11 protein-coding genes and 1 pseudogene are annotated in these 12,440 nt (G+C 73.4%); 9 read left to right on the forward strand and 3 right to left on the reverse strand.

The annotated features are described in order from the left end of the window. The first annotated feature begins 13 nt into the window (after positions 1–13). Entirely contained in the window at positions 14–1,147 is a 1,134-nt protein-coding gene (mnmA, locus tag IE257_RS29900) for a tRNA 2-thiouridine(34) synthase MnmA (protein WP_189972993.1), read from the forward strand. A 67-nt stretch (positions 1,148–1,214) separates the two neighbouring features. Here mnmA and IE257_RS29905 read toward each other — a convergent pair whose 3' ends face one another. Further along, entirely contained in the window at positions 1,215–1,988 is a 774-nt protein-coding gene (locus tag IE257_RS29905) for a PE-PPE domain-containing protein (RefSeq protein ID WP_189972994.1), read from the reverse strand. A 248-nt stretch (positions 1,989–2,236) separates the two neighbouring features. Here IE257_RS29905 and IE257_RS38630 point away from each other — a divergent pair. Continuing rightward, positions 2,237–3,277: pseudogene (locus IE257_RS38630) on the forward strand (helix-turn-helix transcriptional regulator); the annotation flags it as partial. Positions 3,278–3,773: 496 nt separating this feature from the next. Here IE257_RS38630 and IE257_RS38635 read toward each other — a convergent pair. After that, positions 3,774–3,965: a hypothetical protein gene (locus tag IE257_RS38635; protein WP_229920733.1), complete on the reverse strand. Its 192-nt coding sequence runs from the start codon at positions 3,963–3,965 to the stop codon at positions 3,774–3,776. A 12-nt stretch (positions 3,966–3,977) separates the two neighbouring features. Between IE257_RS38635 and IE257_RS38640 the strand changes: the two genes are divergently transcribed. Continuing rightward, on the forward strand, positions 3,978–4,706 hold the full coding sequence (locus IE257_RS38640) for a hypothetical protein (protein WP_229920734.1): 729 nt from the start codon (positions 3,978–3,980) through the stop codon (positions 4,704–4,706). Between the two features lie 50 nt (positions 4,707–4,756). Here IE257_RS38640 and IE257_RS29915 read toward each other — a convergent pair whose 3' ends face one another. Then, entirely contained in the window at positions 4,757–5,680 is a 924-nt protein-coding gene (locus IE257_RS29915) for an NADP-dependent oxidoreductase (RefSeq protein ID WP_189972995.1), read from the reverse strand. A gap of 116 nt (positions 5,681–5,796) precedes the next feature. Between IE257_RS29915 and IE257_RS29920 the strand changes: the two genes are divergently transcribed. The 6 genes from IE257_RS29920 (at position 5,797) to ligA (ending at position 12,174) form a co-directional block, all read left to right on the forward strand. Next, positions 5,797–6,762 (forward strand): GlxA family transcriptional regulator, encoded by a 966-nt coding sequence (locus IE257_RS29920; protein ID WP_189972996.1) that lies wholly within the window; start codon positions 5,797–5,799, stop codon positions 6,760–6,762. An 88-nt stretch (positions 6,763–6,850) separates the two neighbouring features. After that, entirely contained in the window at positions 6,851–7,195 is a 345-nt protein-coding gene (locus IE257_RS29925) for a DUF1330 domain-containing protein (protein WP_189972997.1), read from the forward strand. Between the two features lie 2 nt (positions 7,196–7,197). Then, on the forward strand, positions 7,198–8,151 hold the full coding sequence (locus IE257_RS29930) for a hypothetical protein (protein ID WP_189972998.1): 954 nt from the start codon (positions 7,198–7,200) through the stop codon (positions 8,149–8,151). Positions 8,152–8,272: 121 nt separating this feature from the next. Then, positions 8,273–8,962: an SDR family oxidoreductase gene (locus IE257_RS29935; RefSeq protein ID WP_189972999.1), complete on the forward strand. Its 690-nt coding sequence runs from the start codon at positions 8,273–8,275 to the stop codon at positions 8,960–8,962. Beyond that, positions 8,959–9,942: a methionine synthase gene (locus IE257_RS29940; RefSeq protein WP_189973000.1), complete on the forward strand. Its 984-nt coding sequence runs from the start codon at positions 8,959–8,961 to the stop codon at positions 9,940–9,942. The genes IE257_RS29935 and IE257_RS29940 overlap by 4 nt, the downstream gene beginning before the upstream one ends. A gap of 30 nt (positions 9,943–9,972) precedes the next feature. Next, positions 9,973–12,174, forward strand: a complete 2,202-nt coding sequence (gene ligA, locus IE257_RS29945; protein WP_189973001.1) for an NAD-dependent DNA ligase LigA — start codon at positions 9,973–9,975, stop codon at positions 12,172–12,174. Positions 12,175–12,440 lie beyond the last annotated feature (266 nt).

Genomic DNA, 12,440 nt, shown 5'->3' on the forward strand with positions numbered 1-12,440 from the left:
TCTGGACGGTGCTATGACTGAGAACCTGCCGCGCGCACACCGCCCGCTCCGCGTCCTGGCCGCCATGTCCGGCGGAGTGGATTCGGCCGTCGCCGCCGCCCGCGCCGTCGAGGCCGGGCACGACGTGACCGGCGTACACCTGGCGCTGTCCGCGAACCCGCAGTCCTTCCGGACCGGCGCCCGCGGCTGCTGCACCATCGAGGACTCCCGCGACGCCCGACGGGCCGCCGACGTCATCGGCATCCCGTTCTACGTCTGGGACCTGGCCGAGCGCTTCCGCGAGGACGTGGTCGAGGACTTCATCTCCGAGTACGAGGCCGGGCGCACCCCGAACCCCTGCCTGCGCTGCAACGAGAAGATCAAGTTCGCGGCGCTGCTCGACAAGGCCCTCGCGCTCGGCTTCGACGCCGTCTGCACCGGCCACTACGCGACCGTCGTACTGAACGAGGACGGCTCCCGCGAGCTGCACCGCGCCTCCGACATGGCCAAGGACCAGTCGTACGTCCTCGGCGTCCTCGACGAGAAGCAGCTCGCCCACGCCCTCTTCCCGCTCGGTGACACCCTCACCACCAAGGACGAGATCCGCGCCGAGGCCGAGCGCCGGGGCCTCGCCGTCGCGAAGAAGCCCGACAGCCACGACATCTGCTTCATCGCCGACGGCGACACCCAGGGCTTCCTCGCTAACCGCCTCGGCAAGGCCGAGGGCGACATCGTCGACGAGGCGACCGGCGAGAAGGTCGGCACCCACGAGGGTGCCTTCGGCTTCACCATCGGCCAGCGCAAGGGCCTGCGCATCGGCCACCCCGCCCCCGACGGCAAGCCGCGCTACGTCCTCGACATCTCGCCGGTGAACAACACCGTCACCGTCGGCCCCGTCGAGGCCCTGGACGTCACCGCCCTCACCGCGATCCGTCCCCGCTGGTGCGGAGCCGTGGCAGCCGCCCCGGGCACCTACACCGCGCAGCTGCGCGCCCACGGCGGCGAGACCGAGGTCTTCGCCGAGGTCGTCGACGGCGAGTTGCGGGTCTCCTTCGGCGAGCCGGTCCGGGGCGTCGCCCCCGGCCAGGCGATCGTGCTCTACGACGGCACCCGCGTGGTCGGCTCGGCCACCATCGCGACCACGACGCGGGCCACCGCCGCCGTCTGACCGGCGCCCCTCACGACACGACGCCGCGGCCCCCCCCGTGCGGGCCGCGGCGTCGCGCTGTCCGGACTCAGGCCGCCGGGTACCAGACGGTGCCGCTGCCGCCGTGCTGCGTGAGGGTGGTGGCGATGATCTCGCCCTCCCGGAAGTAGCGCGGGTGCTGCTGCAGGAAGCCGGGGAAGGAGTCCAGGGACGTCGCGTCACAGACCCCGTCGGTCCTGATGCAGTGGCGCTGGACGGGGACGCCCGGGAAGTCCTCGGGCCCGGTGCCGGGGGAGTAGGCCACGAACGGGATGAGGACCCCCCGCGGGACCAGGCGCCAGAAGCCGGTTCCGGGCTGCATCGGGTCGGAGTAGAGCATCCCGTCGACCCGGTCGCGGGGCACCTCGGTGCCGTTGTCGGAGATGGTCTGGAGCAGCAGGTCGGCCACCCAGGCGCCCTGGGAGTAGCCGGCGATCGTGAAGCGTGCCGTCGGGTCCGCGCGGTACGCGTTCTCCAGGGCGGCCTTCGCGTTCCAGTAGCCCTGGTTCACGCTGTCGCCGAAGCTCGGCGCGAAGGGGGCCGGCTGCTCGTTGTGGCTCCCGACGAAGGGGCCGCCGCTGGCCACGTAGCAGACCGGAATCGCGATGCCCCCGTTCAGATTCCTGTTCGCGGCGTCGAAGCTCGTGGTGCATCCGGGCGCGTCCGCGGCCGCGCCGGTGCCGCCGATCTCGATGTAGTAGTGGTTCGCCGGGGCGGCGTGCGCGCCGGTCGGTGCGACGACGGCGCCGGCGAGCAATAAGACCGTCGACGCGACGACGGACTTGAGGCGGCGGGTGAGCCTGTTCGGCTTCGTGGTGGACATACGGGTCAACTCCCCTGGTCGAGGCGGCGCCGCGTCGGGTGCGGCGACCGGCACTCATCGTGGTGTTCGTGCTGGTCGGCGGACCATGCCCGCAACCGGCCATATGTGGCCGGTCGGCAGTGCCCCGTGGTTTGACCGGGTTCCGGGGGGACATCGGACACACGTGGCAGGAGCGTCGTCGGGGGAAGGGCGGACAAGTGAGCAGCCGGTTCGGTGCGTTGCTCCGCGGGTTGCGGCACGAGGCGGGGATGACTCAGGAGCAGTTGGCCGAGCGGTCCCGGCTCGGGGTCCGCACCATCCACCGGCTGGAGACCGGCAAACCCACCGACGCCCGGATGGGAACGGTGAAGCAGGTCGCGCACGCGCTGGCCGATGCGCTGCGGCGCGACCGGGACGAGCTCTGGACGGATCTGCTGGCCGCCCACCGGGGCAACGGGACCGCCGCAGGCCAGGCCGCGGAGGAAGGCGTACGTGGGTCTTCCGAGCCCCTCGCGGCCCAGGCCCAGGCCCAGGCTCCGACCCAGGCCCAGGCCCAGGCCCAGGCCCAGGCTCCGGCTCCGGTCCCCGCACCCGTCCCCGTACCGGCCCGGACGGTGCGCACCGGCACGCCGGCGACCTCCCGGGGCGCCCTGGCCGCAGTCGCCGAGGCGCTCGCCCACGACGTCTACGGCCGCTGCATCCGCGAGGAGGAGCAGCGCCGCCTCCACGACCCCTTCCCGCTGCCCGTGCGCTGGCGCTCCGCGCCCGCCGAGTTGCTCGACCACCGGGACAACATCAGCGGGACTCCGCCCGGCGCCCCCACGGCCCCCGGCGCACCCGGATCCGCCGACGGGCCGCCGTCCCTGGACGGCGGCCTCTGCGACATCGCCGACGTCTACCGGCGCGTTCGGTCCGGCCGGCTGGTGGTGCTCGGCCGGGCCGGCTCCGGCAAGACCGTCCTCGTCCTGCGGTTCGTCCTCGACCATCTGGGCGCCCGCACCCCCGACGAGCCCGTACCCGTCATCTTCAGCATCGGATCGTGGGACCCGACCGGCACCACCCTGCGCGACTGGCTGATCGCCCGCCTGCTGCGCGACCACCCGAACCTCGCCGCGAACGCACCCGGCGGCACCACCCTCGCCGCCGCCCTGGTGGACGCCGGATGGATCCTGCCGGTGCTGGACGGGTTCGACGAGATGGCCACCGGCCTGCTCGGCGTCGCCCTGCGCGAACTGAACACCAGCGCACTGCCGCTGCTCCTGACCAGCCGCACCGAGCAGTTCGCCGAGGCAGTCGGGGTCGAGGTGCTCCGCCGCACCGCGGGCATCGAGCTGCTGGACCTGGACGTCGACGACCTGGTCCACTACCTGCCCCGCACCGCGCGCCCCACCGCACCGGCCGACCGCGACGGCCGGGCCGCCACCGGCTGGGATCCCGTGCTGGAGCGGCTGCGCACGGATCCGGACGGCGCTCCCGGCGCCCGCCTCGCGGCCGTCCTGCGTACCCCGCTGATGGTCCTGCTCGCCCGGACCGTCTACAGCGACACCCCGGCCCGGGACCCGGCCTTCCTGCTGGACGCCGCCCGCTTCCCCACCCCGGGGGCCATCGAGGAGCACCTGCTGGCCGGGTTCGTGCCGAGCGTCTACGGGGCGCCCCCCCACAGCCGTCCCGGGCGCCCGCCGCGCGCGCGGGCCCCGTACCTGGGACCCGCAGCGCGCCCGGCACTACCTGGGCCACCTCGCCGGGCACCTGGATCGGCCCGAGCGGCCCGAGGGCCAGGACCTGGCCTGGTGGCAGCTGCGCGAGTCACTGCCGCTGACCTCGCGCATCCTGGCCGTCGTCCTCGCCTGCTCGCTGGTCACCGCGGTCGCCGACTGGCTGGTCTTCCCCGCCAAGAACCTGGCCGCGGGCCACGGCGCCGCCTTCGCGCTCGGCACCGGCCTGCTGGACGCGCTGCTCTTCGGTCCCGCGGTCGGCCTCGCCTTCGGACTGGTCCACGGACTGGTGGCCGTGCTCGGGATCCGGGCGTTCGAGCCGTCCCGCGTGCGGATACGGCTGCCGGGCCGCCGCCGGCCGTCCGGCGGACCGGCAGCCCGCCGCGTCGCCACCCTCGTACCGGCCGGACTGCTGGGCGGCTTCGTGATGGGCCTCGGATGCGGGCTCGCCTACACCGTCGGTGCGCAGCTGACGTACGGCGGGGTGCTGGTCAACCCGGCGGTGATCGAGGCGACGGCCGTCAACTGCCTGATGTACGGGCTCACGTTCGCCCTGGCGGGAGGGCTCGTACTCGGGCTCGCGGCCACCCTGGAGACCCCCATCGACCTCGGCCGCGCCGCCACCCCGACGGACCTGCTGGCCGTCAACCGGAGCATCGTGGTGCGCCAGGCCCTCTTCCTCGCGCCGATGCTCACCCTGGTGATCGCCTTCGGCGGTCGGCTCATGACCGAGCTGCTCCAGGGCGTGGTGGGCCCCCTGACCTGGCCGATGGCCGACGGACTCGCGCTCGGCGCCGTGGGCGGGGTGGCCGGCGCGCTCTCCTACGCCCTGGCGTTCACCGCCTGGGGCCAGTGGGCGCTCCTGACCCGCGTCTGGCTGCCGCTGACCGGCCGGCTCCCCTGGGCGACCGTCGCCTTCCTGGAGGACGCCTACCGGCGCGGCGTGCTGCGCCAGGTCGGCGCCGTCTACCAGTTCCGCCACGCCCGGCTCCAGCGCCACCTGCGCGGACGGCCCACGGAATAGGGCCTGTCCCGCGGATCGGGCCCGGGCCGTCCCGCGGCGGACCGCGCCGCTCAGGCGACGGTCAGGACGATCTTGCCGGTGGTGCGGCCCTGCTCGCCGATCTCGTGGGCCTTCGCGGCCTGCTCCAGCGGCAGCACCGTGTCGACCAGCGGCTTCAGCAGGCCCTGCTCGACGAGGGCCGCGATCTCCCGCAGGCCGCCCAGGTCCGGCTCCACCAGGACCCAGGAGGCGTGCACGCCCTGCGGGTCCGCCGGGAGGGAGTCGGGGCCGGGCAGGGTCACCAGGTGGCCGCCGGCCTTGAGGACCTTCAGCGAGCGCTGCGTGTAGTCCCCGCCGATGGCGTCGATCACGACGTCCACGTCGGCGACGGCGTCCTCGAAGTCCGTGGTGCGGTAGTCGATCACCTCGTCGGCGCCGAGCTCGCGCAGCAGCGTGTGCTTGCCCGCGCTCGCGGTGCCGATCACGTACGCGCCGCGGGCCTTGGCGATCTGCACCGCCAGGTGGCCCACGCCGCCGGCCGCTGCATGCACCAGCACCCGCTGCCCGGCGCTCACCCCGGCCGTGTCCACCAGGGCCTGCCAGGCGGTCAGCGCCGCCAGCGGCAGAGCCGCCGCCTGCACGTGGTCCAGCGCGGCCGGCTTGGGGGCGAAGTGCCGGGCGGGGGCGGTCACGTACTCGGCGTACGCGCCGGCCTGCTGCGGGAAGCGCGGCATCCCGTACACCTCGTCGCCCACCCGGTACAGGGTCACGCCCGGTCCCACGGCCTCGACCGTGCCGGACACGTCCCAGCCGACCGCCGGCACCGGGCCCCAGGGGATCAGGGCGCCGCTCTCGCGCGTCTTCCAGTCCACCGGGTTGACCCCGGCGGCGTGGACCCGGACCAGGACCTCGCCCATACCGGGCTCCGGACGCTCGGCCTCGGTCTCGACGAGGACCTCGGGTCCGCCCCACTTGCTGATGACGACGGCGCGCATGACATGTCTCCTTGCTGGGTTCTCCGGTGCCGGTGTCCCGGCCGATGACCTCACTTTCTCCGCTCGCCGGCCCTCGCAGTGTTGGCCGTACGGCCACCATGTGTCAGGATCTGGCCATGCACCGAATCGCCGTACTCGCCCTCGAAGGGGTCCCTCCGTTCGAGCTCGGCATCCCCTCCCGCGTCTTCGGCAACGCCCACGACGAGGCCGGGGACCCGCTCTACGAGGTGACCGTCTGCACCGCCGACGGCCTGCCCGTGGCCAGCGATGCGGGCTTCACCGTCGGCGTCTCGGCGGGCCCCGAGGCCCTCGCCGCCGCCGACACCGTGATCGTCACGCCCACCCACGCGATGGACGAGCTCGCCCACGGCGCCCCCCTGCCGCAGCCGCTGACCGACGCCCTCGCCGCGATCCGGCCCGGCACCCGGCTGGTCTCCCTGTGCACCGGCTCGTACGTCCTGGCCGCCGCCGGGCTGCTCGACGGCCGGCCCGCCACCACGCACTGGCTGCACGCGCCCGAGTTCCAGCGCGGCTTCCCGCGCGTCCGGCTCGACGAGGAGGTCCTCTTCGTCGACGACGGCGACATCCTCACCTCGGCCGGCGTGGCCGCCGGCATCGACCTGTGCCTCTACCTGATCCGCCAGGACCACGGCACGGGCGTGGCCAACCGGGCCGCGCGGCTGTGCGTGGTCCCGCCCTGGCGCGACGGCGGCCAGGTCCAGTACATCGACCGCCCCGTGCCCGAGCCCACCGTCGCCACCACCACCGCCACCCGCGCCTGGGCCCTGGAACGCCTCGCCGAACCGGTCACCCTCGCCGAACTGGCCGCGCACGCCCGGATGAGCCTGCGCACCTTCACCCGCCGGTTCCGCGACGAGGTCGGCATGACCCCGGTGCAGTGGCTCACCGCCCAACGGCTCGAACTGGCCCGCCACCTGCTGGAGTCCAGCGACCTGCCGGTCGACCTGGTCGCCCACCGGGCCGGCTTCGGCTCCGCCAACTCCCTGCGCCAGCACATGCGCTCCACACTCGGCGTCTCCCCGATCGCCTACCGGCGCACCTTCCAGCCCGCGTCGGCGTGACCTCGCAGGTAATCGCCGCCGCGGCCGCGCCCTGACAGGATCGGACCAACGGCCCGCAGCGGCGGGCCGGTCCCCAGGGGAGCAGGCCATGACCGCGTACGCCATCGCCCACATACGTCCCGAGACCATGAACGAGGACATCCTCCGGTACATCGAGACGATGCAGTCGACCATGGACCCCTTCGGCGGCCGCTTCCTCGTCCACGGCAAGGAGGTCGAGGTCATGGAGGGCCCCTTCCCCGGCACCATCGTCATGGTCGGTTTCCCGGACATCGAAAGCGCCCGCGCCTGGTACGCCTCCGACGCCTACCAGGAGATCCGGCCGCTGCGCACCGACCACATCGCCGGCGAGGTCGTCCTGGTCGAGGGCGTGCCGGCCGACTACGACGCCACGGGGACGGCCGCCGCCCTGCGCACGGTCGCGGGGCTCTGACGATGGGCAACCGGGCCGTCTTCGTGACCGCGGGCGCCGAAGGGCACGAGCGCCGAAGCTCCTCCTTCGGCGCCGTCGGCCTCGATCTCGACCTGCTCGGCGGCCCGGAGGCGGTTCTGCCCTTCGTCCTGGGCCACCGGCTCGAGGAAGGCCCCTGGTACGACGACGACATGTGCGAAGCGGGCGCCCTGATCGACCCCGCCCGCAAACTGCTCCTGGTCTTCGCCCAGGAGGGCCCGTCGGTGGCCATGCGCACCCGCGCGGCCTGGTGGCGGCTGCTCGGGCTCGCCTGGCCAGGATGGGAGCTCCGCTGGGCGTACGACGGCCAGAGCGGCCTGCGCACCCACCTCGGCCTGGACCCGGCGGACGAACGCGGCACCCCGTACCCCGGCCCGCCACTGGAGGCCGACGACGAGGAGCTGGCCGATCCCGACCCGATGGTCGCCGTCGTCACGGTCGGATCCGGCCGCTGCCACGTCCTCGCCCACATCGACGACCATCCCGTGGCCGAGGGCCCGGCACTCCTCGACCGGCTCTCGGACGCCCCCGGCCACGCCGGGTACCCGGGTCGCGCCGAAGCCGGCATCCACGTCGACCCCGGGGCCCGCAGGGTCGGCTGGTGGCTGACCGGAATCGTGCCCCACGCCGGGCGGATGGCCGCGCGCTGGCCCGGCTGGACCGTGGACTTCTGGGCCGACCGCTGGAGCGAGCACGCCCGGTCGGCCCCCGGTCTGTTCACCCCGCCGGCCTGCGGGGTGGCGGCCGCGCTGGACGCCGTACGCGACGAGGCGCTGGAGCGCTGGGCCGGGCCGCGTGCCGACCGGAGGGCGCAGCTCGTCGCCGCGCACCCGCGGATCGTCATCGGCAGCGGCTTCCCGCCCGCCGTCACCGCGCAGCGGGCGGCCCTGGCACGGGAAGTCGTCGAGCGGTCCGGGCGGGCCGCCGCAGCCGGCTGAGCGCCCGGCGCGCGGAGGTCCCGTCCGAGCGGGACGACCCGCCGGGACCGGGAGCCCGGGGCGGCCGGCGGCACCGGGGCTTCGCCCTCCCCGGCCCGCGGGACCTGCGAGCATGGGCGGTATGGCTACTCACTTGATCACCGGTGCCGGCTCCGGCATCGGCGCCGCTGTCGCGGCCCGTCTGCACGCCCGCGGCGACGACCTCGTCCTCCTCGCCCGGGACGCCGGCCGCGCCCGCGAGCTCGTCGACCGCTACCCCGGCGCCACGTCCCTCGTCGGAGACCTCGCCGACCCCGACCGGCTGTCGTGGGCGTTCTCCAAGCAGGCCGTGCCGGAGCGGATCGACTCCCTGCTGCACATCGCCGGGATCGTCGACCTCGGACCGGTGGGCGAGCTCCGGCCCAAGACCTGGCACCAGCAGCTCAACGTGAACCTGATCGCCCCCGCCGAGGTCACCCGGCTGCTGCTGCCCACCCTGCGGGCGTCCAAGGCCACCGTCGTCTTCGTGAACTCGGGCGCCGGTCTGACCGCCCACGCCGACTGGAGCGCGTACGCCGCCTCCAAGCACGGCCTGAGGGCCCTGGCCGACTCGCTGCGCGGCGAGGAGCGGGCCAACGGCATCCGCGTCACCTCCGTCTACCCGGGCCGCACCGCCAGCCCCATGCAGGCCAAGGTGCACTCCCAGGAGGGCAAGGAGTACGACCCGGCCGCCTGGATCGATCCCGAGTCCGTCGCGACCACGATCGTCATGGCCATCGACCTGCCCCGTGACGCCGAGGTCAACGACCTGAGCGTCCGGCCGGGCCGATGAGCGCGGGCGCCACCGGCGTCGGATCGCTGCCCGGCGGCGACGCCCGCGAGGCCGCGAAGACCGTCACCGGGTCCTTCGAGGAGTTCCCCTACCTCGCCGAGCTGCCCGCCCGGGGGCCCGGCGCGGACATGATCGGCCGTTCCCTCGGCCTGCTCGTCGACATGTACGCCCACGTCGAACCCAGCGGCTGGCGGATCAGCGACCGCCCGGGACGGGACTCGAAGCGGTCCCGGTCCTGGCTCGGGGAGGACCTCGACGCGCTGGAGGAGTTCACCCAGGGGTACACGGGCAAGCTCAAGGTCCAGGCCGTCGGGCCGTGGACGCTGGCCTCCGCCCTGGAACTGCACGGCGGCGAGGCCCTGCTCCAGGACGCGGGAGCCTGCCGGGACCTGGCCGGATCGCTGGCCGAGGGCCTGCGCGAGCACCTGGCCGACGTACGCAAGCGGATCCCGGGCGCCGACGTCGTGCTCCAGCTCGACGAGCCGTCCCTGACGGCCGTGCTGCTCGGCCGGGTCCGCTCGGCGAGCGGCTACCGCACCTACCGCGCCGTCGACCGGCAGGTGGTCGAGGGCGCGCTGCGCGACGTGTTCGCCGTCCACGACGGGGACGTCGTCGTGCACTCCTGCGCGCCGGAGGTGCCCTTCGCGCTGCTCCGCAGGGCCGGTGCCACGGGGGTCTCGTTCGATTTCTCGCTGCTCACCGAGCGCGAGGACGACGCCATCGGGGAAGCGGTCGAGGGCGGCACGAAACTCTTCGCCGGAGTGGTGCCGGGCACCGACGCCCCGTTGTCGGACCCGGGCGGTAGCGTCATGGGTGTCAGGAAGCTTTGGCGCAGGTTGGGGCTGGCCCCGGGGACTCTGGCGGAGTCCGTCGTGGTCACCCCGTCGTGCGGTCTGGCGGGTGCTTCACCCGCCTACGCCCGCGCGGTGCAGGCGCATTGCGTCAGGGCGGCGAGGTCGCTCGCCGACAACCCTGAGTGACGGTCGAGACGGGCCACGGGAGGACACGGCATGGCAGCCGAACAGCAGGACACGGCAGTACCGGCGGCGGTGCGTGAGCAGCACGCACTGCTGGCCGAGCAGATCGAGGAGCACCGCTTCCGGTACTACGTGAACGACCAGCCGGTCGTCAGCGACGCCGAGTTCGACAAGCTGCTGCGCTCGCTGGAGGCGCTGGAGGAGCAGTACCCGGAGCTGCGCACGCCCGACTCGCCCACCCAGAAGGTGGCCGGGGCGTACGAGACGGACTTCGCCTCCGTCGTGCACCGGGAGCGGATGCTCTCCCTCGACAACGCCTTCGACGACGAGGAACTGGCGGCCTGGGCCGAGCGGGTCGCCCGGGACGTCAACACCTCGGACTACCACTACCTGTGCGAGCTCAAGGTGGACGGCCTCGCCGTCAACCTCACCTACGAGAACGGCCGTCTCACCCGGGCGGCCACCCGCGGCGACGGCCGCACCGGTGAGGACATCACGCCCAACGTCCGCACCATCGCCGAGATCCCGGACCGGCTGAAGGGCGACCGGATCCCGGCCCTGGTCGAGATCCGCGGCGAGGTCTACTTCCCGATGGAGAAGTTCCAGGAGCTCAACGCGCGTCTGGTGGAGGCGGAGGGCAAGCCCTTCGCCAACCCGCGCAACGCGGCGGCCGGTTCGCTGCGGCAGAAGGACCCCAAGGTCACCGCCAGCCGCCCGCTGCACATGGTCGTCCACGGCATCGGCGCCCGCGAGGGCTTCGAGATCGAGCGCCAGTCGCAGGCGTACGAGCTGCTGCACGAGTGGGGCCTGCCGACCGCGCAGCACAACAAGGTGGTCTCCACCCTCGCCGAGGTCCGGGACTTCATCGCGGACTTCGGGGTGAACCGGCACTCGGTGGAGCACGAGATCGACGGCGTGGTCGTCAAGCTCGACGAGATCTCCCTCCAGGGCCGGCTCGGTTCCACCGCGCGCGCCCCGCGCTGGGCGATCGCCTGGAAGTACGCGCCCGAAGAGGTCAACACCAAGCTGATCGACATCAAGGTCGGCGTCGGCCGCACCGGCCGGGTGACCCCGTACGCGCAGGTGGAGCCGGTGAAGGTGGCCGGCTCCGAGGTGGAGTTCGCGACCCTGCACAACCAGGAGGTCGTCAAGGCCAAGGGCGTCCTCATCGGCGACACCGTGGTCCTGCGCAAGGCGGGCGACGTCATCCCCGAGATCCTCGGCCCGGTGGTGGACCTGCGCGACGGCAGCGAGCGGGAGTTCGTGATGCCGGCCATCTGCCCCGCGTGCGGGACGGAGCTGCGGCCGATGAAGGAGGGGGACATCGACGTCCGGTGCCCCAACGCCCAGACCTGCCCCGCCCAGTTGCGCGAGCGGCTCTTCTACCTGGCCGGGCGGCAGTCCCTGGACATCGAGAACTTCGGCATGGTGGCGGCGGCCGCGCTGACCGACCCGCTGGAGCCGGACCGGCCGCCGCTGCTGGACGAGGGCGACCTCTTCGACCTGACCATCGAGCAGTTGCTGCCCATCAAGGCGCACGTCCTGGACCCGGACAGCGGGCTGCCCAAGCGGGACCCGAAGACGGGCGAGGAGAAGATCGTCACGGTCTTCGCCAACCAGAAGGGCGAGCCGAAGAAGAACGCCCTGGCCATGCTGGAGCACATCGCCGCCGCCAAGGAGCGCCCGCTCGCCCGCATCATCAACGGCCTGTCGATCCGTCACGTGGGACCTGTCGCGGCCGAGGCCCTCGCCCGCGAGTTCCGGTCGATCGAGCGCATCGAGCAGGCCACCGAGGAGGAGCTGACCGCCACCGAGGGGGTCGGCGCGATCATCGCCGCCTCCCTCAAGGAGTGGTTCGCCGTCGACTGGCACCAGGAGATCCTGCGCAAGTGGCGGGAGGCCGGCGTCCGGATGGAGGAGGAAGGTTCCGCCGAAGAGGAGGGACCGCGGCCGCTGGAGGGGCTGACCGTCGTGGTCACCGGCACCTTGCAGAGCCACACCCGGGACGGCGCGAAGGACGCACTGCAGAGCCGTGGAGCCAAGGTCACCGGGTCCGTGTCCAAGAAGACCTCCTTCGTCGTGGTCGGCGACAACCCCGGCTCGAAGTACGACAAGGCCGTGCAGTTGAAGCTCGCCATCCTCGACGACGCCGGGTTCGCGGTGCTGCTGGAGCAGGGCCCCGACGCGGCACGCGAGGTCGCGCTCCCGGTGGACGGCGGGGCCGAAGGGGAGTAGTACCTGAAGGGGGAATCCCCGAGGGGGAGTAGCGAAGGCGAACGGATGCGTGGCGTGCGGCCGTACGGGCGGGCGCACGCCGGGCGCGGCGAACGGTGGTAAACGGCCGGTACAAGGCTGGTCGCAGGGCGGTGAGCTGTCGGATCATCGGATGGGTGACAAGGGGGGCCCAGTCCAAACTCACCCGTTCGGCGGATACCGTACTGATGAGGATGGCTGGGTCGCATTCGGGCAACCACTGCCGACCGCTGCCCCTGGGAGCCTCG

Origin of the sequence: Streptomyces avidinii (assembly GCF_014650695.1) — a bacterium.
Classification (GTDB): domain Bacteria; phylum Actinomycetota; class Actinomycetes; order Streptomycetales; family Streptomycetaceae; genus Streptomyces; species Streptomyces avidinii.